Source organism: Clostridium sp., assembly GCF_050717545.1.
Taxonomy (GTDB): domain Bacteria; phylum Bacillota; class Clostridia; order Clostridiales; family Clostridiaceae; genus Clostridium_AD.
In genome coordinates this window covers 32,506-55,605 of sequence record NZ_JBOITN010000034.1, presented here as the reverse complement: position 1 = coordinate 55,605, position 23,100 = coordinate 32,506, and the positions used below count along the sequence as shown (strand labels likewise).

Here is a 23,100-nt window from a genome sequence, read left to right as displayed (position 1 = left end):
ATTAGATTATAGAGTCAATCTAAAAATTAATTGAGTATATATATATTGAAAATTTTAGGAGGAGTTAAATTGAAAAGAAATATTATTAGTATAGATGAAAAGAAATGTAATGGTTGTGGAATATGCATAGATGCCTGTCATGAAGAGGCTATAGAACTTGTTGATGGAAAGGCTAAATTAATAAGTGACGAGTATTGTGATGGGCTAGGTGATTGTTTGCCTGAGTGTCCTACTGGTGCTATTAAGATAGTGGAAAGAGAGGCTACTGATTACGACATAAAAGCTGTTGAGATGAAAAAAGATAATTTACCTTCTGGGTGTCCTGGTACAATGGAAAAATCTATAAAAAGAACTGCATCATCAGTTGTTTTAAATAAAGCAACTAAAATTGATGAAACATTTGAGCAGGCAAGGCCTTCGGAGCTAAGTCAATGGCCAGTGCAGTTAAAATTAGTTAACTCAAAAGCGGGATTTTTAAAGGATGCAGATATATTGGTAGCTGCAGACTGCGTAGCTTATGCTTATGGAAATTTTCATAAAGAATTTATAAAAGGTAGAATAACTTTAATAGGATGTCCAAAGCTTGATGATAGTAACTTTTATAAAGAGAAGATTACAGAAATATTAGAAAATAATGATATAAAGAGTATTACGGTAGTTAGGATGGAAGTGCCTTGTTGCACAGGTATTGTGAGCTGCGTAAAAGAAGCTATGCTAAGTGCTAAAATAATAGTTCCATATAAAGAAGTTATAATTGGTATAAATGGAACAATAATATAATATTACCCAAAACAAAATAACTTAAGATTTATTAGTGCCTATCAAAATATTAAGAAAAGCATAAAATATGCTTTTCTTTTTTTGATTTATAGAAAATTAATATATATAGGATATTAAATACTTTAAATACTTGCTGTTTTAGTGTAAAATAATAGTGATTGATTATTAGATTAAAAATTAAATTAAATTAATTTATTTTATCTAAATAGTTAAAATAATTTATATGAGGTATAATTATGGGAAGAATTGACAAACATAATTATTATTTGGATATATGTGAAACAATATCTGAACGAGGAACGTGTTTGCGCAGAAATTTTGCTGCAATAATAGTAAAAAATGATGAAATTATGTCTACGGGATATTCAGGAGCACCTAGAGGAAGAAAGAATTGCTGCGATTTAGGGGTATGTAGACGGGAAGAATTAAAAGTGCCAAGAGGCACAAGATATGAGCTTTGCAGGTCTGTACATGCAGAACAAAATGCAATCATATCGGTTAGAAGAAATGATATGTTAGGTGCGACTTTGTATTTAGTAGGGAAAGAGGTAAGTACAGGAGAACTAGTTAAAAATGCATCACCGTGTTCTTTGTGCAAGAGATTTATAATTAATTCTGGTATAGAAAAGGTAATAATTAGAGATGATAAAATACAATATAAAACTGTGTATGTAGATGAATGGATAAAAAATGATGACTCACTTCAAGGTGATGGTGGGTATTAATTATCTGCTAATTAGTATCCACTGGTGATTTGTTAAATAATAGGTACACTCTTTTATGAAAGAAAGGTTTTTTAAATGAGCAATATTTTTATTCTAGCAATAATTTCTGCTTTAATTTCATTTATTATTACGCCTTTGGTTAAGAAATTAGCAATAAAGGTTAATGCAATTGACGTACCTAAAGATAACAGAAGAGTTCATATAAAACCAGTTCCGGTTATGGGAGGACTTGCTATATACATATCTTTTGTTGTAGGAGTCGTTTTATATAATGGAATTTTAACGACCTCTCAAATAGGGATAATTATTGGTGCAACTATTATTGTTATTGGGGGCATTATAGATGATATTAAAGATTTAAGGCCAAAATATAAATTATTAATACAGGTAGCAGCAGCCATATGCCTTTTATTGTCAGGCATAAGCATAGCTATTATAGCTAATCCTTTTAAGGTATTCTATCCTTATTTAAATATAGGATGGATTAATATTCCCGTTACAATAATATGGATTGTTGGAGTTACTAATGCTTTTAATTTAATAGATGGATTAGATGGTTTAGCAGCAGGTGTAGCATTTATATCATGTGTTACTTTAATGATAGTATCGCTACTTAATGGAAGACTTGAAGCTGCATTTTTAACAGCTGTGTTGAGTGGATCAATTTTAGGATTTATACCGTATAATTTTAATCCAGCTTCTATTTTTATGGGGGATACGGGTTCTCAATTATTAGGGTTTCTTTTAGCTGCTATTTCAATTGAAGGAGCAATTAAATCAGCAACAGCTTTTATAATTGCAGTTCCGGTTTTAGCTTTTGGGATACCTATCTATGATACTCTTTTCGCTATGATAAGACGTAAAATAAATGGAAAATCTATAATGCAAGCAGATAAAGGTCATTTACACCATCGGCTTTTGGATATGGGTATGAGTCAGAAACAAGCAGTTATTATTATGTATTTTATAAGTGCTGTTCTTGGTGGGATTGCAATTATAGCTATGCAACTTAGTAATCGAACGGCATATTTTTTGTTAGTGATTGTAATGGTTGCAGTAGTTTCGATAGCTTGGAAATATGGAATATTTCATCAAAAAGATTAATTATATTAATATTAATTAATATATGATTATAAAATAACATGCAGTTTTAAACTAATATAAAGTAGGAGTGGATCCTGTTGGAAAATATTAAAGTAATAGTAATATTTGGTACAAGACCTGAGGCTATAAAAATGGCACCTCTTATTAAAGAGTTAGAGAAAAATTCTCGAATACAATGCACAGTATGTGTCACGGCTCAGCATAGAGAAATATTAGATCAAGTTCTGGATATTTTTAAGATTAAGCCTCAGTATGATTTAAATATAATGAAAGCAAAACAAAGCTTAACGGGGATAACGTGTTCCGTGCTTGCAGGTCTAGAGGAAGTTTTCGAAAAGCAGAGACCAGATATAGTTTTAGTTCATGGAGATACTACAACAACATTTGCGGCATCTCTTGCAGCTTTTTACAGGAAAATACCTGTTGGCCATGTAGAAGCAGGGTTAAGAAGTCATAATAAATATTTCCCATATCCAGAAGAAATGAATAGGAAGTTAACGGGGGCAATAGCTGATTTGCATTTTGCACCTACAACTACATCTAAAGAAAATTTATTAAGAGAAGGAATAGATGAAAGTGCTATTGTGGTAACTGGAAATACGGTTATAGATGCTATGAAATATACAATTAAGGATAATTATATTTTTGAAAACACTGAACTAAATACAATCGACTATAAAAATAAGAAAGTTATTATTGTTACTGCTCATAGAAGAGAAAATTGGGGAAGTGGAATTGAAAATATATGTAATGCTTTAAAAATTATAGCTAAAGAAAATAAAGATGTTGAAGTGTTATATATTGTTCATCCTAATCCAATAGTTAAGGATATGGTACATAACATTTTAGAAGGAATAGATAGAATACATTTAATTCAGCCTATAGACACTAAAGAAATTCATAATCTAATGAAAAAATGTTACATGGTTATGACGGACTCGGGAGGTATTCAAGAAGAAGCTCCTCATTTAGGAAAACCTGTTTTAGTGCTTAGGCAAGTTACTGAGAGGGTAGAAGCTATGAATGCTGGTACAGTAGAACTTGTTGGGACAGATATAGATAAGATTGTATTACATGCAAGTAAGCTCTTGCAAGATACGGATGAGTATATTCAAATGAGTAAATGTATTAATCCTTATGGTGATGGAAATGCATCTGTTAAAATAGTAAGGGCACTACTTAATTATTTTAATAAAAACAAGATATAAAGTTATGTTGATAATGCAATAAAATTATCACAGTTTACAACGATTTTAAACAAATTCAAGAATTTAGAAATATAATTCTTGAATTTGTTTTTTTAAAATTTTTTTACGGGTGAATAAGGTTAAAATAACAGTTTTAAAAATTAAAAACCCATATGAATATAGAACAACATATTAGTATTAATTAGATTATATATAGTTGTATGTGGTATTTAATAGCTTATACCCATTATATTATGTAAGATAGGCTGTAAATATAAGTATTAAAATGCAAATATTAATATTAAAAAAATATATTAATAATAAAATTATGAATTAATAAAAATTTAATATTGCAATTGTTTATAAAAAAAGAAAAAAATAATTTTAAAAAAAAATTTTTAATTTTTTTGTAAATGTTTAACTAAATAATATTAAACTTATAAAGTTTCTAAAAGTTAATAAAGATAAGTAATAGTAAAATACGCGTAAAACTATTTTGAAAATTTAGAATATTCATAATAGTTTCGAAAAACATTCAATTGAATAATATAAGTGAAAATTAGTTGTATTATCCATAATATATAACAAAGTGGAGATATACAGAGTAATATACTTATTTTATTGATAAAATCGACTTAGGTAGCTATATATTTCCTAAAAACGAGTTATTTTAGATTTTATTTATGAAAATTAGTAGACTATAATTAAAAATGCTACTAAATAGTGAGGAGAATAAAAAGTGGATAGTGATTTTAGAAAAATGTTTAAAGAGATTGCGTTGTATGATTTTTTTATTTCTTTGATTTTTGCTACCGTGATATATTTTACAATTAAATCATATGCATTATTTTTTATATTAGGTGTAATAATAGCACTAGTAAATCTTTTTGTTAATGGTATTATAACAGAATATTCTCTAAATGGTAAAAATGTAAAAAGTACAGGCATAATAGTTTTAGGATCTATAATAAGGGTTATATTTGTAGGTCTTATTGGGTTTATGATTGGTAGACATAACATATATAATATAATTGCATATATTTTTGGTTATAGCTTGCAGTTCATATCCTTGGCGGTTTATGGAATAAAAAATAGGAATACGTAATGAATAATTTGAACATGCAGTAATTAATATTAACATTGAAGGGAAGTGATTTAATGGATAAGATAGCGCCGTTATTTCATATTAAATTTTTTGGTTACAGTATTGGGATTGCGGAGAGTATATTCGTTCAGTGGTGCATAATAGCAATAGTAGCAATATTATGTTTATGCTTTATAAGGAACTTAAAAATAATTCCTAATAAAAAACAGAACATAATAGAAATGATTATGGATGCTATAAACAATTTGGTTAAAGATAATATGGGAGAAGAGTATATGGGATTTGTACCTTATATAGGAACAATAGTAATCTTCTTAAGTATTTCGAATATTACGGGGATCATAGGGGTTACACCGCCGACAGTAGATTATAGTGTAGCATTAGCATTAGCATTAATAACATTCCTTGTTGTTCAATGGTTTGCTATAAAGAAGGTTGGATTAGGTCACTATTTTAAGGGGTATGTTAAACCATTTGCGTTTATATTACCAATTAATATTATAGAGAGAGTAATGCTTCCAGTATCATTAAGTTTTCGATTATTTGGCAACATAACTGCAGGTGTTGTAATTTTAGATTTGGCATATAAGAGTTTAGGAAGTATTAGTGGTTTTGCACAATTGGTTGTTCCAATACCATTACATTTTTATTTTGACTTATTTGATGGTCTTATTCAAATGGTTATTTTCGTAATGCTTACAATGGTTAATATAAAGGTTATTGCAGAACACTAGAATTAGTTTTTAAAAATTAAGGAGGAATATATTATGGCTATAGATTCAGCAACAATAATTACAGCAGCGTCTGCAATAGGCGCAGGTCTTGCAGCGATAGGATGTATAGGCGGAGGAATAGGAACAGGTAATGCAGCGGCTAAAGCTGTCGAGGGAGTAGCAAGACAACCAGAAGCTAGAGGATCTATCATTAGTACACTAGTTATAGGTGCTGCGTTTTCAGAGGCTTGCGCTATATACGCATTCCTAATAGCATTAATTTTAGCTTTTAAGTAAAATGGCACATATCAAAATGAGGAATTTTGAAATTAGGCCTAAAGGGGGCTTTAATAGATTATGAATTTGAGCATAAATATATCTACAATTATATTCACTATAGTAAATTTTATTGTGTTACTGTATATCTTAAAGTACTTTTTTAGTAAGCCACTAAATAAGATAATGGATGATAGAAAAAATGGAATAAGTACATCTATTAAGAATGCTAAAGATAATGAAGAAAAAGCAGAAATTTCAGTAAAAGAAAAGGACCAATTATTGCATGAGTCAAGATCAAAGGGAAGAAAAATAGTAGAAGAATATAAAGTGAAAGCCCAAAATATTTCTCAAGAAATTATTGATGATGCAAAAAAAGAATCAAATATAATTATGGAAAGAGCAAAAGTAGAAATTGAAAGAGAAAAACATAAAGCAGAAAGTGAAGTAAAGAAACAAGTTATAGATTTATCTTTAATATTGTCTGAAAAAGCTCTTGAAAAGCATATAGATGAATCGGAACATAGAAAATTAATTGAGGATTTCATATTTAAGGTAGGTAACTAAAATGTATGAGTTTCTAGATAAAAGATATGCGCTGGCACTGTATACAGTTGCAGAGGAAAAAGGTAAAGTAGATGAGTATTTAGATGATTTAAGACAAATTGTTTTAATTATTAAGAATGATTCTGAATTTTTAAAAGTGATTAAGCATCCTAAATTAAGCACTTCTATAAAAAAGAAGATGTTTATTAATATCTTTAAGGGCAGAATTGATGAAGAAGTTTTATCTTTTTTACTTATTCTTATAGAAAAAGATAGAATAATGTATATTGAGGAAAAACTTAAAGAAATGGAGAAGATTCATTTAGTAAGAACTAATACTTTGCTAGTTGAAGTTAAAACAGTAATACCACTTAAGGAAACTGAGCGGGAGAGTTTACGCGAGAAGCTAGTGAAAATGTATGATAAGAAAATAATTTTTGATGAAAAATTGGATAAAAGAGTTATAGGCGGTGTATATCTAAGGGTTGGAGACGACGTCATCGATGGTACAATTAAAAGCAGGTTAGAGGATATGAAAAAGATAATGTTTAAATAGAATGGAGGTGAGTTTATGAATATAAAGCCAGAAGAAATAACATCCATAATAAAAAAAGAAATAGAAAGATATGAAAAGACTATTGATACTGTTGACTCAGGCACCATAATTCAAATTGGTGATGGGATTGCAAGAGTATATGGATTAGATGAATGCATGGAGAATGAACTTTTAGAATTTCCTAATGGTATATTTGGTATGGCATTGAACTTAGAGCAAGATAATGTTGGATGTGTGCTACTAGGACCTGAAAAGGGCATCAAAGAAGGAGATATAGTTAAAAGAACCGGTAGAGTGGTTTCAGTTCCAGTTGGGGAAGCGTTACTCGGAAGGGTTGTAAATGCTTTAGGTGTGCCAATAGATGGTAAGGGCCCAGTAAATACTACAGAAACAAGAGAAGTAGAAGTAGAAGCACCTGGAGTTATACAAAGACAATCAGTTAAAGAACCACTTCAAACTGGAATAAAGTCAATAGACTCCATGGTTCCAATTGGAAGAGGACAACGAGAACTTATAATTGGGGATAGGCAAACGGGTAAAACAGCTTTAACTATAGACACTATTTTAAATCAAAAGGGTAAAGATGTTATATGTATATATGTTGCTATTGGTCAAAAACAATCGACTGTCGCATATATTGTTAATACATTATCTGAAATGGGCGCAATGGATTATACAATAGTTGTAGCATCAACGGCGTCTCATTCAGCTCCTCTACAGTATTTAGCACCTTATGCTGGATGTAGTATGGGAGAATATTTTATGCATAATGGTAAAAATGTATTAATAGTATATGATGATTTATCTAAGCATGCAGTTGCTTATAGAGCTATGTCACTATTACTTCGTAGACCGCCAGGTAGAGAAGCTTATCCAGGGGATATATTCTATATCCATTCAAGATTACTTGAGAGGGCGGCAAAACTTTCTGATAAATTAGGTGGAGGGTCGCTCACTGCACTTCCTATAATTGAAACTCTTGCGGGTGATGTTACTGCTTATATACCAACTAATGTTATTTCTATAACTGATGGTCAAATATTTCTCGAGGCCGAATTGTTCCATTCAGGGCAAAGGCCAGCAGTTAATGCCGGAATATCAGTATCGAGGGTTGGTGGAAATGCTCAAATAAAAGCCATGAAACAAGTTACAGGGACCTTAAGACTTGAACTTGCTCAATATAGGGAGCTTGCAGCATTTGCTCAATTTGGTACGGATCTTGATAGAGATGCGAAGATGAGACTAGAAAAAGGGAAAAGATTAATTGAAATATTAAAACAAGATCAATATGCGCCAGTGCCAGTAGAAAAGCAAGTTATGATTTTCTTTGCTGGGGCCAATAATTATCTTATGGATATTCCAGTACACCAGGTAATAAGATTTGAAAAAGAATTTTTTGAGTATATGGACACACATTATAGAGATATAGGTAAGGAGATAGCAGACAAGAAGGTATTGGATGATAGCATAAAAGAACAACTTGTTGAAGCCATAGAAGAATTTAAAAAAATATTCGTAATAGAAGAACATTAACGATATATATGTCACATTAATTGTTAATGCAGCACTAATAGGCTCTAATTAACTAGCCTCATAATATATTTATTGAGGTTAAAGAGAGGTGAAATATGTCGGGTATGGGGCTTGTCGCGATTAAGCGAAGAATAAAATCCATAACAAATACTACTAAAATAACCAGAGCTATGGGGCTTGTTTCCACATCTAAATATAAAAAAATAAAAGGGCTTGTAGATACTAACAATAATTATGTAAAGAAGCTTGAGGAAACAGTTAAGCAAGTTAAAATTAATTATGAAGAGGATAACATTTATCTAAGTGGCAATAATAATATTACAAAATTATATATTGTATTAACCTCTGATGCGGGCCTTTGCGGTGGGTTTAATTGGACGGTAGTAAATAAAATGTTAATTAGTGTAAAGGGTAGCGAGGAAAGTAACTCTATGGACTACAATGTAATTATTGTAGGCCAAAAGGGAAGAAGTCTACTTAAAAAGCATAATATTCAAACAGTTGCTGAATATGTTGAAACTTCAGATATACCTATTCAAAAGGAAGCTACTACCATTATGAATCGTGCACTAAGTATGTATATTAGTGGCCAGGTAGGTGAAGTTCACATTGTTTATAAAAAACTTGTCTCAGCACTGAAAAATGAAGTTATAGTAGAAAAATTACTCCCTTTAAATTTAGATAATGAACATAATTCAAATAAAGAGTATGTAGATATTCAGGCAGTAGATGAAACGGCAATGCAAGAAATCATTTCATTATATTTAAGTGGTAAAATGCTTAATTCTATGCTACATTCAAAAGCTAGTGAGCACAGGGCTAGAATGGAGTCTATGGGATCAGCTACTACTAATGCTAATGATATGCTTGATAAACTGAATTTAAGTTACAATAGGATAAGACAAAGTGAAATTACGCAAGCAATTTCGGAAATAGTTGGAGGGGCGGAAGCTCAAAAGTAGTTTGAGATAAGGAAGCTCAAAAGTAGTTTGAGATAAGGAAGCTCAAAAGTAGTTTGAGATAAGGAAGTGCAAAGGTAAAAAGGAGTGAGAACAATGCCGGGACATATAGGGAAAGTAGTTCAAATAATAGGGCCAGTTATAGATATAAAGTTTGACTCAGATAGTCTTCCTAATCTTTTTAATAGTATTGAAATACAGATGGAAGATAGAATTGTTGTAGCTGAGGTTGAACAACATATTGGTGATGATATTATAAGGGCGGTAGCGATGGAAAGTACTGAAGGGTTAAGACGTGGTCTTGAGGCTGTTGATACAGGTAACGCAATATCAGTGCCAGTTGGAAATGTAGTACTAGGAAGATTATTTAATGTCCTAGGAAAACCTACGGATGAATTGGGAGAAGTTAAAGCAGAAAAGTATATGCCTATTCACAGGTTAGCCCCAACGTTTGAGGAACAGTCTGTGGAGCCGGAAATATTTGCAACAGGTATAAAGGTAATAGACTTAATTGCCCCATATCAAAAGGGCGGTAAAATTGGTCTTTTTGGTGGTGCAGGAGTTGGTAAAACTGTACTAATTCAAGAACTTATGAATAACATTGCAAAAGAAAACAATGGGCTTTCGGTATTTACTGGAGTTGGGGAAAGAACCCGTGAAGGTAATGATCTTTATAATGAAATGAAAGAATCGGGAGTTATAGATAAGACGGCTTTAGTTTTTGGTCAGATGAACGAACCACCTGGTGCTAGGATGAGAGTTGCATTAACAGGTCTTACTATGTGTGAGTATTTTAGGGATCAAGGTCAAGATGTATTGTTATTTATTGATAATATATTTAGATTTACGCAAGCTGGTTCAGAGGTGTCTGCATTACTTGGCAGAATACCAAGCGCTGTTGGTTATCAACCAACACTTGCCACAGAGATGGGGCAATTACAAGAACGAATTACATCAACAAAGCAAGGAGCAATTACATCGGTGCAGGCAGTATATGTACCTGCAGATGATTTAACAGATCCAGCTCCGGCTACTACATTTAATCATCTAGATGCCACTACAGTATTATCGAGAGGAATAGTTGAGCTTGGTATTTATCCGGCTGTAGACCCATTAGAATCTACTTCAACAATGCTTGATCCTAGAATAGTTGGCAAGGAGCATTATGATGTAACAATAAAGGTTAGACATATTCTTGAAAGATATAAGGAACTTCAAGATATTATTGCAATACTTGGGATAGATGAATTATCTGATGAAGATAAATTGGTAGTATTAAGAGCAAGAAAGGTTCAAAGATTTTTATCTCAACCATTTACTGTAGCCGAGCAATTTACTGGAATGAAGGGCAAATTTGTGCCGGTAAAAGAAACAGTGAGGGGATTTAAAGAAATCCTTGAAGGTAAACATGATGATCTGCCAGAAGCGGCATTTATGTTTGTTGGGTCTATAGAAGAGGCAGTAGAAAAAGCGAAAACATTGGCTAAATAATAAGATAGTATTAAGAATATGCATAGAAATGGAAGTGTTTTCATATGGAAAAGCATATAAAGCTGACTATACTTACTCCTGAAAAGGAATTTTATAGTGGTGAAATCCTGAGCATTAATACAGAGAGTGATGAAGGCAGATTTGGTATCCTTGCAAATCATGTGCCTATGATAGCTCCTTTAAAACCAACGGTAACAACATTTATAGACATGGATGGTAAAGCATTAAAAGCTTTTACATCATCGGGGGTTTTAAGAGTAGTTGATGGAACTATAGAAATGTTATGTAGGGCCTGTGAATGGCCAGAAAATATAGACGTTGAAAGAGCAAAGCAGGCTAAAGAAAGAGCAGAAGAAAGATTGGGAGATAAGCATGGAGTTGGGTTTGTAAGAACTGAAAATGCTATATTAAGGGCACTTGAGAGAATTAAAACAAAAGGATAAAAAATGTGAAATGAGGATATTAATTTATCTTCATTTTTTTATGCTCAAAACTATACTAATATTCTTAGTATAGACTTTGAAATTACAGTGAGGAATATGAAGTTTGATTTAGAAATATGAATAAATTATTTTAAGCACATTTACATTAAAATTTTATATATTAATAATATAAAGAATATATATATCAATCATTAATTTCTAAAGGGCCCCCGCCTAAACAACAAACCCAATAATCCTCTTCGCATTAGTGCTGGGGGATGATTTTATTAATAATATTAATATTAAAATATCATTATTTATAGAATAGAAAAAGAAATTATTGTCAACAATTTAATAAAGAGGACAAGGGGGGGAAGTTAAAATGAAAAAAAAGAGCGTATCACTTTTGTGTATAGTATTAAGCCTAATAATTTTACAAGTTAATGTTAAATTTACTAATGCACAAGAGGGAGTTAATTTATTTGATGAAATATTAATAGTATCTAAAAGCAAAACCGTAGAATATGGTTTAAAAACATCGTTTAATACTGAGGTAAACCCAAAAGAAATAGTCAACTATTTAATTGAATCCTTAGATCTTAATAATAAAGATATAAAATTAGTCAGGTCTGAAGATGGATATTCTTATTGCATAGAGTTTTCAGGTGTTAACATTGAAGGATATATAGAGGGTTTAAAATCTAATAACGAGGCCTTGAAAAACGGTAAAAAAAATAATATAACGATAAACATAAGTAAGAAAATGAATGAAAACGGACTAGAAGCCCTTAAAAATAAAGTTATAAATAGCATTGGAAGCCACGGTAAAGATATTAAATGTTTTCAATATCTTAAGGCTAAAATTGATGATAGTTCAAGTTTAGCGGTAAATTATATTAATGGTGCAATAATAAAAATTCTAAAGTCACGTGGTGCCAAAAATATTGATACAGTGAGTATAAATAATGGACTAAGTACTATAGCATATACGCAAAAGTATAATGAGGAGTTAATTAATAACAAGTTAATTGATTTTAATTATGCTATATGTAATTATTCATCAGGACGGTACATTATTATTGGTACACCTGAAATAATTATAACTTATTAAAAACTAACAATATAATGGAGGAAATATATGGATAAATTAGTTATAAAGGGTGGGAAAAGATTACAAGGTGAAGTAAATGTTAGTGCAGCTAAAAATGCGGTTCTTCCAATACTTGCAGCAACAATATTAAACGGTAATAGCTGTACTATAGAAAATTCTCCTATGCTAGAGGATGTATTTGTAATTTGCGACGTATTAAGATCTCTTAAGGCAGATGTTAATATAGATAAAATAAATAATATAGTAAAAATAAATACTGCTAATTTGTTTGATAATGGTGCTAATGATGAATTAGTAAGAAAAATGAGAGCATCTTTTTTAATAATGGGACCTATGCTTGGAAGATTTGGTAGTTTTAAAATATCTTTGCCAGGTGGATGCAATATTGGGACTAGACCTATTGACCTTCATTTAAAAGGATTATCAGCTCTGGGAGCTGAAGTGTTTGTAGGACATGGATATGTGGAGGCAAAAGCAAAAAAATTAATAGGATGTAATATATATTTAGATTATCCATCAGTTGGCGCTACAGAAAATATAATGATGGCTGCAACGCTTGCACGGGGAGAAACGATAATAGGAAATGCAGCAGAGGAACCAGAGATAGTAGATCTGGCAAAGTTTTTAAGAGGTATGGGAGCACAAATAAGTGGGGAAGGAACGGATACTATAAGGATTTTAGGAGTTAGAGATTTTAACGAGGTTGTTTACAAACCGATATACGACAGAATAGAGGCAGGTACATTTATGATAACTGCTGCAATAACAAAGAGCCTAGTTAAAATTAATGGAATTGATGAAATACATTCAAAACCAATAATAGCAAAACTTACAGAAATGGGAGTAGCGATAGAAATTAATAAGAACAGCATAATAGTGGATGGACGAAAAAAATTAAATCCAATAGATATAAAAACTATGCCATTTCCAGGATTCCCCACAGATATGCAGGCGCAGATGATGAGCTTACTATGTACGGTAAAGGGTACGAGCATAATTACGGAAACTATTTTTGAGAACAGATTTATGCATGCTGTGGAACTTAAGAGAATGGGAGCGAATATAAAAATAGATGGCAGAAGTGCTGTAATAGAGGGTATAGATACGTTTACTGGTAGTGATGTTACAGCTACAGATTTAAGGGCAGGCGCAGCGTTAATACTTGCAGGGCTTACTGCAGAGGGTACGACTACAATAAAGGACATATATCATATCGATAGAGGGTATGTATCTATAGAAGAGAAATTAAAGGGGCTAGGAGCGGATATTGAAAGAGTACATTCGGATAGCTGAGATATTAACAAAAAAAATATAATAAAAATATAAAACCAAAAGAATTGGAGTATATGTGATTTATATATTCTAATTCTTTTAGTTTATTTTAGGAAGATTTTGAAGCTACGCAGGAGATGATTTAATTCTTTCTTTTATAAGAAATTTATATCCTCAAAATGTAATATTATTTATAGTTATTTAATATGTATATTGTAGAGTTTTTTTGCATGAGAGGAGAAATAAATGAGAAGAGTTTTTATTACAGTGCATTTGAAAAATCTTATTTTAATAGTAACTGCATGTATTGCATTTATAGTAATAACTTCTATTCTATTAGTGGGAGTAGGAAAGAACGGAGAGAACGCAATTATAAATAAAAATAATAGCTTTGAAATTAAGTCGGATGACGATAAAGTTATTATTAAGTATAGCGAGCTACCAAAAATTTCTAAAGTTAAAGTATTTATTACAAAAGAAAATATAATAAAGGAACTTGATTTAGAGGAGTATGTCACGGGGGTTGTTGCTGGGGAAATGCCGGCTGCATTTGAACCGGATGCCTTAAAGGCCCAAGCAGTGGCTGCTAGGACATATGCTTTGGCACACGTTATAGAGGATGGGGGCTCACCATGTAAAAATGCTAATGGTGCTAGCTTGTGTGACACAACGCACTGCCAAGTTTATGTGACTAAGGCGGAACGTATAAAAGATTGGAATAAAGATAATAAAAATAAAGGTGATCAGTTATGGGATAAGATAAAAAAGGCGGTTGAAGATACAAGGGCGCAGGTCTTAACATATAATGATGAATTGGTAATGGAACCTTATTATTTTTCAACTAGCAGCGGGAAAACTGAAAATTCTGAAGAGGTATTCAGCACTAGTATACCTTATTTAAGGAGTGTAGAAAGTCTAGGCGAGGAAACCGTAAAAAATGCTAAAAGTATTAATAATTTTAAATATGAGGAGATAATTAAAATTATTAATAGTAATTATAATAATGCGAAGGTAACTACGGCGAGTATTAAGAATCAAATAAAGATAATAGAAAGGACGGAGGGCGGGAGTGTTAAGAATATTAAGGTGGGAAATATAACTATGTCAGGTAGTAAATTCAGAACAATGCTTGGCCTAAAATCATCAAATTTTCAAATGAAGTTTAATTCAAGTGGAATAGAGATAGATTGTAGTGGATATGGGCATGGTGTAGGAATGAGCCAATGGGGTGCAAATGCCATGGCCAAAGATGGGAAAAGTTATACTGAAATATTAACGCATTATTATCAAGGCGTTGCTATATCCAAATAAAAAATAATATTTTTAAGCTGGTTATCCTTTATAAAAAGGGATAATCAGCTTTATTTTTTGGAAAAATAAATAAGTATAAATAAATTTTATAAAATATGTATGTTTTATTACATTATGGACAAAAATACAAGTGGAGGTGTTTGTATGGATAAGAACGCAAACAACAATAAGACATTAAATTTTTTAAAAAAGGAAGGCTTTTATGTAATTTTATTTGTTTGTTTATGTATAGTAGCTACAGTGGCATCTATAACAGCAAATAATAATAAAAAGATTTCAAGTAATCAAGAAGCATTACAAAAACAACAAGCTAGTGCAGCAAATGTACTAAAAGAAGAACAAAAACAATATGATGGTGCACTTCAAGTGAAAGAAGAAGATGAGAATAAGGCTAAGGCTAAGGAACTTAAAGAGGTGCCTAATATTAAAAAAGTCACTACTGAAACAATAGCAGCCGCAGCTTCAACAACAATTAATGCTAAGTTTCAAAAACCTGTGGCAAATGGAACGCTCGCAAGGGCATATTCAAAAGATATTGATGTTGTAGTGTGGAAGACTGATGGAAGTTACAGAACAAACTTAGGTATCGACATTCAAGCAAAACTAGGTGAGAAAGTTGTATCTGCTATGGATGGAATAGTTAAAGTAGTTGGTACTGATGTTGATGGTCAAAGGGGTCAAATGGTTCAAGTAGATCATCAAAATGGTTTTGTTACTAATTACTCTAATTTAGATGCAAAGATACTAGTGAAAAAAGGCGATAAAGTAACTAAAAATCAACAAATTGGTTGTGTGGGAAACACTAGCTTAAATTCATATAATGAAGTTTATGGTTCTCATATGCATTTTGAAGTTTTACAAAATAATAAGAATATTGATCCTGCTAAATATGTAACATATGAAAAATACCAACCAGTAACAATTAAAAAATAACCAATAACCATCTCAATTAGTCATTTTTTTGAAATATATAGCAAGATGACTAATTGGAATGGAATTTAAAAGCTAGGTATTGCATATTTATAAATATAGAAGGGTTTAGGAGGTAACACTTTTGAAAGACTATATTGAAGACCGTGTATTAGAAGTTGCAAAATATATTATTGAATCAAAATCCACAATAAGAAGAACAGCCAAAGTGTTTGGAGTTAGCAAAAGTACAATACACAAAGACATGACGGAAAGATTGCCAACTATAAATCCTATAATTGCTAACCAAGCAAAAACAATTTTGGATTTAAATAAAGCAGAAAGGCATATAAGAGGTGGAAGAGCAACAAGGCTTAAATACAAGGCAATAGAAGGATAAAGACATTTCAAGCTAAAACCTATAAAAGATAAAAAGAATTTTTAATAAAAAAGAGGTTTTTTTATGTCTTTATAGAATAAAGTTTAGTATAATTGAAATAACGAATATACTAAAGAGCAGGAGTGGTTTTGAGATGTTTTTTTTTAGAATGGGTACAGATATGGGTATAGATTTAGGTACAGCTACAGTGCTTGTATACATTAAAGGTAAAGGTGTTATCCTAAAAGAGCCATCTGTTGTTGCAATAAACAGAAATAATAATAGGGTGCTAGCAGTTGGGGAAGAAGCAAGAAAAATGATAGGAAGAACACCGGGTAATATTGTTGCCATTCGTCCTATGAGGAATGGTGTCATTTCAGATTATGATATAACTGAAAGAATGTTAAAGCATTTTATAACAAAGGCTTGTGGGAAAAGAAGGTTATCTGCTCCGAAAGTTGTAATTTGCGTTCCTTGTGAAGCAACGGAAGTAGAAAGAAGAGCAGTAGAGGATGCAGCTAAAAATGCTGGAGCCAAGAAAGTCCAACTAATAGAAGAACCCTTAGCTGCGGCAATTGGAGCAGGACTGGACATTGGTAAAGCGAGTGGTAATATGGTTATTGATATCGGTGGAGGAACTACTGATATTGCAGTAATTTCTTTAGGAGGCATGGTTGTACGTCAATCGCTTAAAGTAGCGGGAGATAGGTTCGATGAGGATATAATAAAATATATCAGGAAAAAACATAAGTTAATGATTGGTGAGAGAACTGCAGAGGACTTAAAAATAAACATAGGTTGTGCTTACAAGCAAGAAGAAAATACAAGCATGGAGATACGGGGAAGAGATCTAGTTACAGGACTCCCTAAAAATTTAGCAGTAACATCAGAGGAAATGAGAGAAGCCTTGAAGGATGCAGTAGTTTCAATAGCAGGATGTGCACATTCAGTGCTTGAAAAAACACCACCGGAGCTTTCGGCAGATATAGCTGATAAAGGAATAGTTATGACTGGTGGAGGAGCATTACTTAAGGGATTAGATAAACTTATACAAGAAGTAACTAGAGTCCCAGTGTATTTAGCTGAGGATCCAATTTCGTGTGTAGCACTTGGAACAGGTAAGGTTCTCGATTATATGGGTAAACTAGATAGCTCATTTACTGGAGGCAACAATTATTTAATTGATTAAAAACTGCATACAAGCTATAAAAATAAGCAATACAATTATTAAATTAATTGTATTGCTTATTTTTATAGCTTGTAGAAAAATTCATGCTACTTAGCATTTTTTTATAAAATTAATTTATTGGAAATTTATCTAAAGAAAATAATTTAGTTAGAAGTCAAATCTTTTTCTCCATCGGTAAGAGCATACAAATAATATGAATGTACAAGGGACCGACTTAATACATTAGCAATTTCCATAACTAAACTAAGTCTTATATTTCTATTAGTGAACACTTCACTATCATCACTTGAATCTACTATACCTATTAATGAAACATTACCTACTTTAGGTAGGGTTTTTCCTACACCTTTACCAGGGTGAATTGGATAATTTCTAGCTTGAAGTTCCCCAATGTTGGAGATGTCACCTAAACATGCATCGACACCTATTATAGTACAATTTGGGTGTAAAGCGTTTATTTCAGATAATTTACTATCTATGTTTAGGGCATGAATTGGATTATCTATAGTTCCATATACTGGCAATGGAAAGGAGCTATTTTTCAAAAATGTACCCACGAGTGGGCCTAGGCAATCACCAATACATCTATCGGTGCCTATACAAACAACTAAAGTGTTTTTATCTATATAATCTTTTAGGTAATTGGAGATTGTATAGTAGGCTAAAGGATCTTTATAATGTGTTTTAGTCTTACTCAAAAAAATACCTCCTTGTATAACGCTATAGAAAAATAATTTGATATTATTTTCCTATCAATTATTTATATGAATAAACTCTGCGATTTATTATGATAAGAGAATAAAAAAATACTATTTTGAAAATAGAAAATATTTATAATAAGTTGCATAGGTGATTAATGATGAGTATGTGAGTGAATGATATAGTAATGGTGAGATAACCTTATGTAATGACTCAAAATGGAGTTGAAGTTATTAAATTAAAGTTGTATAATAATTCTTGTCGACACGGTAAAGCGACGAAAAATATAATAGGCTGGCATGGCTCAACGGTAGAGCAGCTGACTTGTAATCAGCAGGTTGTAGGTTCAATTCCTATTGCCAGCTCCAACATGGAGGAGTTCCCGAGTGGCCAAAGGGGGCAGACTGTAAATCTGTTACGTAATGTTTCGATGGTTCGAATCCGTCCTCCTCCACCATTTACTTTATTACCACAAACTATGGGAGCATAGCTCAGCTGGGAGAGCATCTGCCTTACAAGCAGAGGGTCACAGGTTCGAACCCTGTTGTTCCCACCATAGTGATTTTTAGGCTAAATACATGCTGGCATGGCTCAACGGTAGAGCAGCTGACTTGTAATCAGCAGGTTGTAGGTTCAATTCCTATTGCCAGCTCCAAACATGGAGGAGTTCCCGAGTGGCCAAAGGGAGCAGACTGTAAATCTGTTACGTAATGTTTCGATGGTTCGAATCCGTCCTCCTCCACCAAAAGACATCAATGGATGTCTTTTTTACTTAGTAAATTTTAAAAGAATATAGAATCTGTTGACACTGCTAAATGCATGTGGTAGCATTGTCAAAACTTAATATTGATAACTCTTATCAAGAGAGGTGGAGGGAATAAGGCCCTATGAAACCCGGCAACCGGTGCATTACACCATGGTGCCAATTCCAGCAGTTATATCTGCAAGATAAGGGAGATGGTTAAAAAACCTCTTCTTATATTTAGAAGGGGTTTTATTTTTGAGGTAAAATATATTGAAATGATAAGTCAGTAAGGGCTGATATTTTAGCTACGCTAGAGATGATTTAATAGTGCTAAATAGAATTTTTTAGCACTCGAAAGGAGAAATATAATGAAACGATTATTTACATCAGAATCAGTTACAGAAGGACATCCAGACAAAATTTGTGATCAAATTTCAGATGCTGTACTTGACGCTATATTAGAACAAGACCCTTATGCAAGAGTTGCATGTGAAACGGCAGTTACAACAGGAATGGTATTAGTCATGGGAGAGATAACAACTAGTTGTTATGTAGATGTTCCTAAAGTTGTTAGAAATACTATTGAGGGTATAGGATATACTAGAGCTAAATACGGGTTTGATGCTAGCACATGTGCTGTAATTACGTCTATCAATGAACAATCACCTGATATAGCCATGGGAGTTGATGAGGCTTTAGAATCGAAGTCAGGCCTTGTTGATAAGATAGATTCAATAGGTGCTGGAGATCAAGGTATGATGTTTGGGTTTGCAACAAATGAGACACCAGAGTATATGCCACTACCAATTGCTATGGCTCATAGACTTGCAAGAAAGTTGAGTGAAGTAAGAAAAGACGGTACTCTGGGATATTTAAGACCAGACGGAAAAACTCAAGTTACTGTAGAATATGAAGATAATAAACCGGTGAGAATTGATACCATTGTTATCTCAACTCAACATGGCGTAGAAGCAACTCACGACCAAATTGAGAATGATTTAAAGAAATATGTAATAAATGCTATAGTACCAAGTGAATTATTAGATGAAGATACTAAATATTACATAAATCCTACAGGTAGATTTGTAATTGGAGGACCACAAGGAGACTCTGGTCTAACAGGAAGAAAAATCATAGTAGATACTTATGGTGGATATGGTAGACATGGCGGCGGAGCATTCTCGGGGAAAGATCCAACAAAAGTTGATAGATCTGCTGCATATGCTGCAAGATGGGTTGCTAAAAATTTAGTAGCTGCAGGAGTTTCTGATAAATTAGAAATAGAACTTGCTTATGCTATAGGTGTAGCTAAACCGGTATCAATAGAAGTTGATACTTTCGGAACGGGAAAAATTGCAGATGATAAAATTGTTGAAATAATTAAAAAGGTTTTTGATTTAAGGCCAGCTGTTATTATAAGAGAATTAGATCTAAGAAGACCTATCTACAAACAAATAGCAGCCTATGGACATTTTGGAAGAACTGATTTAGATTTGACATGGGAAAAATTAAATAAAGTAGCTGAAATAAAGAAATATATATAACAAAGATAGATTGATCTAAAAAGAGGGATAACAATTAATTATTGTTATCCCTCTTTTTAGCAGGTTAGTATTAATCTTATATTAAATTGTATTTAAATTGAAGATTAATACTAAATTTACATAATTTATATATGATGTGAAGAATATTAATTAGAATTTTGATAAAACTTAAGATAGGGGTATACTAAAGGTTAAATATACAAAATACATATGATATAATAATATTAATATTGTTATATGATATAAATTTCTAAATAGGGGAGATTTTATGCCAGAAATACAAGGAACGGTTGATGATGTAGTATTTCATAATGAAGACAATGGATATATAATTGCTCATTTGTTTGATAACAAGAAGCAAATAACTGTGGTAGGAATTGTACCATACATAAGCGAAGGTCAGAATTTAAAATTAACGGGGGAGTGGGTTACACATCCTCAATTTGGAAAACAATTTAGAATATCTTACTGTGAGGAAATAATACCTAGTTCCCTTATAGGTATAGAAAAGTATTTAGCTTCAGGAGTTATTCAGGGGATTGGGCCTGTAACTGCTAAAAAAATTGTAGAACGTTTTGGTGAAAACACTATGAATATATTAGATAATGAAATTGAGAAATTAAAAGAGATAGATGGTGTAGGCCAAAAAAAAATAAAATTAATTTTTGAATCATATTCTAAGCAACGGGAAGTTAAAAACATAATGATATTTCTTCAAACATATGGGGTCTCGCCTAATCAATGTGTTAAAATTTATAAAAAGTATGGAGCGGACTCCATAAAGGTCGTAAAAGATAATCCTTATGTGTTAACCGAGACAATCTCTGGGGTAGGATTTAAAATTGCAGATAAGATAGCTCGGAGTTTAGGTATAGACAAAGAATCGCCTTTTAGGATACAAAGTGGAATAAATTATGTGGTAAATGAATTTTGTGCTAATGGTAATACTTACATGCCTCTTGATAAATTACAAAAGGATTCTAAAAATATTCTTGGGGTCACGGATGACGAAATTGAGAAGAATATTTATGATAATGTGTTGCATGGAAAATTGAAAGTAGAAGACATTGATGAGGAAAAGTGTGTGTTCACTATGCCTTTTTATTATTGTGAATTAAGTATAACAAAGAAAATTATAACTTTATCTGTAGCAAAATATGATGAAGTAGAAATAGAAATAGAAGAAAAAATAAAAAATTTCGAGAATGAAAAGAATATAGAATTTGCAATGTCGCAAAAGGCTGCTATTTGTGGCGCTATTGAAAATAGCATTGAGGTTATAACTGGAGGTCCTGGTACTGGAAAAACTACAATAATAAACTGTATTACAGAGGTATTTGAAGAAGCTGGAATGAAGGTATACATGGCAGCTCCTACTGGTAGAGCAGCTAAAAGGATGACGGAAGCTACTGGGCGCGAGGCAAAAACTATACATAGATTACTAGAACTTGGAATAGGAGGGGATGATGGATCTGAGTTTTTTAAATCTGAGGAATCGCCACTTGATTGTGATGTGCTGATTGTTGATGAAGCCTCTATGATTGATATAATGCTTATGAATAGTTTGCTAAAGGCTATTAGCATAGGAACAAGGCTTATAATAGTGGGGGATGTTGATCAACTGCCATCAGTGGGACCGGGAAATGTACTTAGAGACATTATTGAAAGTAATAGTGTTAAGGTAGTTAAACTTAATGAAATTTTTAGGCAGGCTAGGGAAAGTATGATTATTGTTAATGCTCATAAGATTAATAATGGTGAGATGCCTATTTTAAATAAAAGAGGCAAAGATTTTTATTTTATTGAAAACAATGAGCAGGAAAAAATCGTGGATAGTATAATAACTTTAGTTAATACTAGACTACCTAAGTTTAATAAAGACTGGGATAAGATGAAGCATATTCAAATACTGTCTCCTATGAGAAAAGGAATACTTGGAATAGAACATTTAAATGAAAGACTTCAGGAAGTATTAAACCCTAAGTCAAGCCATAAAAAAGAAAAGGAATATAGGAATACTATTTTTAGAACTGGCGATAAAGTTATGCAAATTAAGAACAATTATGCTATGAAGTGGCATAAAATAAGTGCGAAGGCTGAAGACGGAACTGGTATTTTTAATGGCGATGTGGGGTATGTTGAAGATATTGATGAAAACAATGAAAATGTAGTTGTGATTTTTGATGATGATAAACGAGTTGAGTACGAAGGCATAAATTTAGATGAACTAACACTTGCATATGCTATCACAATCCATAAGAGCCAAGGTAGTGAATTTGAAGTTGTAATCATGCCTATGTTTATGGGACCTCCACTACTTATGAATAGAAATTTACTTTATACGGGAATTACCAGAGCTAAAAGTATGGTCGTTTTAGTAGGAGGGGTAAAAGCTATTAGTTTTATGAAAGATAACAATAGGAGTTTTGAAAGATATTCTGCACTTGGCTGGAGAATAAGACAAATAGTAGATGCTAATATGGAGCCTTATGAAAATTACATTAATTAAATTATAAAAATCCTTGATAGCATCGAAGATGATAA

22 protein-coding genes, 5 tRNA genes and 1 riboswitch are annotated in these 23,100 nt (G+C 32.0%); of the genes, 26 read left to right on the top strand and 1 reads right to left on the bottom strand.

Annotation, left to right across the window (positions count from 1 at the left end):
• Positions 1–69 precede the first annotated feature (69 nt).
• The 19 genes from ACREVX_RS11075 (at position 70) to ACREVX_RS10985 (ending at position 17,568) form a co-directional block, all read left to right on the top strand.
• The gene (locus tag ACREVX_RS11075; protein WP_431544242.1) at positions 70–780 is read left to right on the top strand and encodes an ATP-binding protein; all 711 of its coding nucleotides are present in this window, start codon (positions 70–72) and stop codon (positions 778–780) included.
• Positions 781–1,016: 236 nt separating this feature from the next.
• Positions 1,017–1,505 carry a deoxycytidylate deaminase gene (locus tag ACREVX_RS11070; RefSeq protein ID WP_431544241.1) on the top strand — a complete coding sequence of 163 codons (489 nt, stop codon included), beginning with the start codon at positions 1,017–1,019 and terminating at the stop codon, positions 1,503–1,505.
• 75 nt (positions 1,506–1,580) lie between these two features.
• Positions 1,581–2,609, top strand: coding sequence for a glycosyltransferase family 4 protein (locus ACREVX_RS11065; protein WP_431544240.1), 1,029 nt, complete (start codon positions 1,581–1,583; stop codon positions 2,607–2,609).
• A 77-nt stretch (positions 2,610–2,686) separates the two neighbouring features.
• Entirely contained in the window at positions 2,687–3,817 is a 1,131-nt protein-coding gene (gene wecB / locus ACREVX_RS11060; RefSeq protein WP_431544239.1) for a non-hydrolyzing UDP-N-acetylglucosamine 2-epimerase, read from the top strand.
• A 718-nt stretch (positions 3,818–4,535) separates the two neighbouring features.
• Positions 4,536–4,901: an ATP synthase subunit I gene (locus tag ACREVX_RS11055; RefSeq protein ID WP_431544238.1), complete on the top strand. Its 366-nt coding sequence runs from the start codon at positions 4,536–4,538 to the stop codon at positions 4,899–4,901.
• Between the two features lie 53 nt (positions 4,902–4,954).
• Positions 4,955–5,635, top strand: coding sequence for a F0F1 ATP synthase subunit A (locus ACREVX_RS11050; protein ID WP_431544237.1), 681 nt, complete (start codon positions 4,955–4,957; stop codon positions 5,633–5,635).
• A gap of 33 nt (positions 5,636–5,668) precedes the next feature.
• A complete protein-coding gene (gene atpE, locus ACREVX_RS11045) occupies positions 5,669–5,911 on the top strand; it encodes an ATP synthase F0 subunit C (RefSeq protein WP_431544236.1) in 243 nt (80 codons plus the stop codon).
• Between the two features lie 66 nt (positions 5,912–5,977).
• Entirely contained in the window at positions 5,978–6,457 is a 480-nt protein-coding gene (locus ACREVX_RS11040) for a F0F1 ATP synthase subunit B (RefSeq protein ID WP_431544325.1), read from the top strand.
• 1 nt (position 6,458) lies between these two features.
• Positions 6,459–6,992 (top strand): F0F1 ATP synthase subunit delta, encoded by a 534-nt coding sequence (locus ACREVX_RS11035; RefSeq protein WP_431544235.1) that lies wholly within the window; start codon positions 6,459–6,461, stop codon positions 6,990–6,992.
• Positions 6,993–7,007: 15 nt separating this feature from the next.
• Entirely contained in the window at positions 7,008–8,525 is a 1,518-nt protein-coding gene (gene atpA, locus ACREVX_RS11030; protein WP_431544234.1) for a F0F1 ATP synthase subunit alpha, read from the top strand.
• Between the two features lie 95 nt (positions 8,526–8,620).
• Positions 8,621–9,487 carry an ATP synthase F1 subunit gamma gene (gene atpG / locus ACREVX_RS11025; protein ID WP_431544233.1) on the top strand — a complete coding sequence of 289 codons (867 nt, stop codon included), beginning with the start codon at positions 8,621–8,623 and terminating at the stop codon, positions 9,485–9,487.
• A 93-nt stretch (positions 9,488–9,580) separates the two neighbouring features.
• Positions 9,581–10,975: a F0F1 ATP synthase subunit beta gene (gene atpD / locus ACREVX_RS11020; RefSeq protein ID WP_431544232.1), complete on the top strand. Its 1,395-nt coding sequence runs from the start codon at positions 9,581–9,583 to the stop codon at positions 10,973–10,975.
• Between the two features lie 44 nt (positions 10,976–11,019).
• Entirely contained in the window at positions 11,020–11,418 is a 399-nt protein-coding gene (gene atpC / locus ACREVX_RS11015) for an ATP synthase F1 subunit epsilon (RefSeq protein WP_431544231.1), read from the top strand.
• A 361-nt stretch (positions 11,419–11,779) separates the two neighbouring features.
• On the top strand, positions 11,780–12,508 hold the full coding sequence (locus tag ACREVX_RS11010) for a YwmB family TATA-box binding protein (RefSeq protein ID WP_431544230.1): 729 nt from the start codon (positions 11,780–11,782) through the stop codon (positions 12,506–12,508).
• 27 nt (positions 12,509–12,535) lie between these two features.
• A complete protein-coding gene (gene murA / locus ACREVX_RS11005; RefSeq protein WP_431544229.1) occupies positions 12,536–13,801 on the top strand; it encodes a UDP-N-acetylglucosamine 1-carboxyvinyltransferase in 1,266 nt (421 codons plus the stop codon).
• 225 nt (positions 13,802–14,026) lie between these two features.
• On the top strand, positions 14,027–15,091 hold the full coding sequence (gene spoIID / locus ACREVX_RS11000) for a stage II sporulation protein D (protein WP_431544228.1): 1,065 nt from the start codon (positions 14,027–14,029) through the stop codon (positions 15,089–15,091).
• 144 nt (positions 15,092–15,235) lie between these two features.
• On the top strand, positions 15,236–16,024 hold the full coding sequence (locus ACREVX_RS10995) for a peptidoglycan DD-metalloendopeptidase family protein (protein WP_431544227.1): 789 nt from the start codon (positions 15,236–15,238) through the stop codon (positions 16,022–16,024).
• A 121-nt stretch (positions 16,025–16,145) separates the two neighbouring features.
• On the top strand, positions 16,146–16,400 hold the full coding sequence (gene spoIIID / locus ACREVX_RS10990) for a sporulation transcriptional regulator SpoIIID (protein WP_431544226.1): 255 nt from the start codon (positions 16,146–16,148) through the stop codon (positions 16,398–16,400).
• Between the two features lie 133 nt (positions 16,401–16,533).
• Positions 16,534–17,568 carry a rod shape-determining protein gene (locus ACREVX_RS10985; protein ID WP_431544225.1) on the top strand — a complete coding sequence of 345 codons (1,035 nt, stop codon included), beginning with the start codon at positions 16,534–16,536 and terminating at the stop codon, positions 17,566–17,568.
• A gap of 143 nt (positions 17,569–17,711) precedes the next feature.
• Here ACREVX_RS10985 and yyaC read toward each other — a convergent pair whose 3' ends face one another.
• Positions 17,712–18,266: a spore protease YyaC gene (gene yyaC, locus ACREVX_RS10980; RefSeq protein ID WP_431544224.1), complete on the bottom strand. Its 555-nt coding sequence runs from the start codon at positions 18,264–18,266 to the stop codon at positions 17,712–17,714.
• 294 nt (positions 18,267–18,560) lie between these two features.
• Here yyaC and ACREVX_RS10975 point away from each other — a divergent pair.
• The 7 genes from ACREVX_RS10975 to recD2 all read left to right on the top strand — a co-directional run bounded on the left by ACREVX_RS10975 (position 18,561) and on the right by recD2 (position 23,065).
• Positions 18,561–18,635, top strand: a tRNA-Thr gene (locus ACREVX_RS10975).
• Between the two features lie 4 nt (positions 18,636–18,639).
• Positions 18,640–18,724: transfer RNA gene (locus tag ACREVX_RS10970), tRNA-Tyr, on the top strand.
• A gap of 23 nt (positions 18,725–18,747) precedes the next feature.
• Positions 18,748–18,823: transfer RNA gene (locus tag ACREVX_RS10965), tRNA-Val, on the top strand.
• 24 nt (positions 18,824–18,847) lie between these two features.
• A tRNA-Thr gene (locus ACREVX_RS10960) sits at positions 18,848–18,922 on the top strand.
• Positions 18,923–18,927: 5 nt separating this feature from the next.
• Positions 18,928–19,012 (top strand) — tRNA-Tyr (locus ACREVX_RS10955).
• Between the two features lie 108 nt (positions 19,013–19,120).
• Positions 19,121–19,222, top strand: a riboswitch (SAM riboswitch).
• A 158-nt stretch (positions 19,223–19,380) separates the two neighbouring features.
• Complete coding sequence (gene metK / locus ACREVX_RS10950; RefSeq protein ID WP_431544223.1) at positions 19,381–20,556, top strand: methionine adenosyltransferase; 1,176 nt, start codon at positions 19,381–19,383, stop codon at positions 20,554–20,556.
• Positions 20,557–20,824: 268 nt separating this feature from the next.
• The gene (gene recD2, locus ACREVX_RS10945) at positions 20,825–23,065 is read left to right on the top strand and encodes an SF1B family DNA helicase RecD2 (protein WP_431544222.1); all 2,241 of its coding nucleotides are present in this window, start codon (positions 20,825–20,827) and stop codon (positions 23,063–23,065) included.
• Positions 23,066–23,100 lie beyond the last annotated feature (35 nt).

Excerpts from the sequence above, each read along its gene's own strand:
- ACREVX_RS11065 (WP_431544240.1), top strand. The coding sequence starts at position 1,581 with ATGAGCAATATTTTTATTCTAGCAATAATTTCTGCTTTAATTTCATTT.
- ACREVX_RS11035 (WP_431544235.1), top strand. The coding sequence starts at position 6,459 with ATGTATGAGTTTCTAGATAAAAGATATGCGCTGGCACTGTATACAGTT.
- spoIID (WP_431544228.1), top strand. The coding sequence starts at position 14,027 with ATGAGAAGAGTTTTTATTACAGTGCATTTGAAAAATCTTATTTTAATA.
- atpG (WP_431544233.1), top strand. The coding sequence starts at position 8,621 with ATGTCGGGTATGGGGCTTGTCGCGATTAAGCGAAGAATAAAATCCATA.
- ACREVX_RS10995 (WP_431544227.1), top strand. The coding sequence starts at position 15,236 with ATGGATAAGAACGCAAACAACAATAAGACATTAAATTTTTTAAAAAAG.
- ACREVX_RS11070 (WP_431544241.1), top strand. The coding sequence starts at position 1,017 with ATGGGAAGAATTGACAAACATAATTATTATTTGGATATATGTGAAACA.
- recD2 (WP_431544222.1), top strand. The coding sequence starts at position 20,825 with ATGCCAGAAATACAAGGAACGGTTGATGATGTAGTATTTCATAATGAA.
- ACREVX_RS11010 (WP_431544230.1), top strand. The coding sequence starts at position 11,780 with ATGAAAAAAAAGAGCGTATCACTTTTGTGTATAGTATTAAGCCTAATA.
- murA (WP_431544229.1), top strand. The coding sequence starts at position 12,536 with ATGGATAAATTAGTTATAAAGGGTGGGAAAAGATTACAAGGTGAAGTA.
- atpC (WP_431544231.1), top strand. The coding sequence starts at position 11,020 with ATGGAAAAGCATATAAAGCTGACTATACTTACTCCTGAAAAGGAATTT.
- ACREVX_RS11050 (WP_431544237.1), top strand. The coding sequence starts at position 4,955 with ATGGATAAGATAGCGCCGTTATTTCATATTAAATTTTTTGGTTACAGT.
- metK (WP_431544223.1), top strand. The coding sequence starts at position 19,381 with ATGAAACGATTATTTACATCAGAATCAGTTACAGAAGGACATCCAGAC.
- ACREVX_RS10985 (WP_431544225.1), top strand. The coding sequence starts at position 16,534 with ATGTTTTTTTTTAGAATGGGTACAGATATGGGTATAGATTTAGGTACA.
- atpE (WP_431544236.1), top strand. The coding sequence starts at position 5,669 with ATGGCTATAGATTCAGCAACAATAATTACAGCAGCGTCTGCAATAGGC.
- atpD (WP_431544232.1), top strand. The coding sequence starts at position 9,581 with ATGCCGGGACATATAGGGAAAGTAGTTCAAATAATAGGGCCAGTTATA.
- atpA (WP_431544234.1), top strand. The coding sequence starts at position 7,008 with ATGAATATAAAGCCAGAAGAAATAACATCCATAATAAAAAAAGAAATA.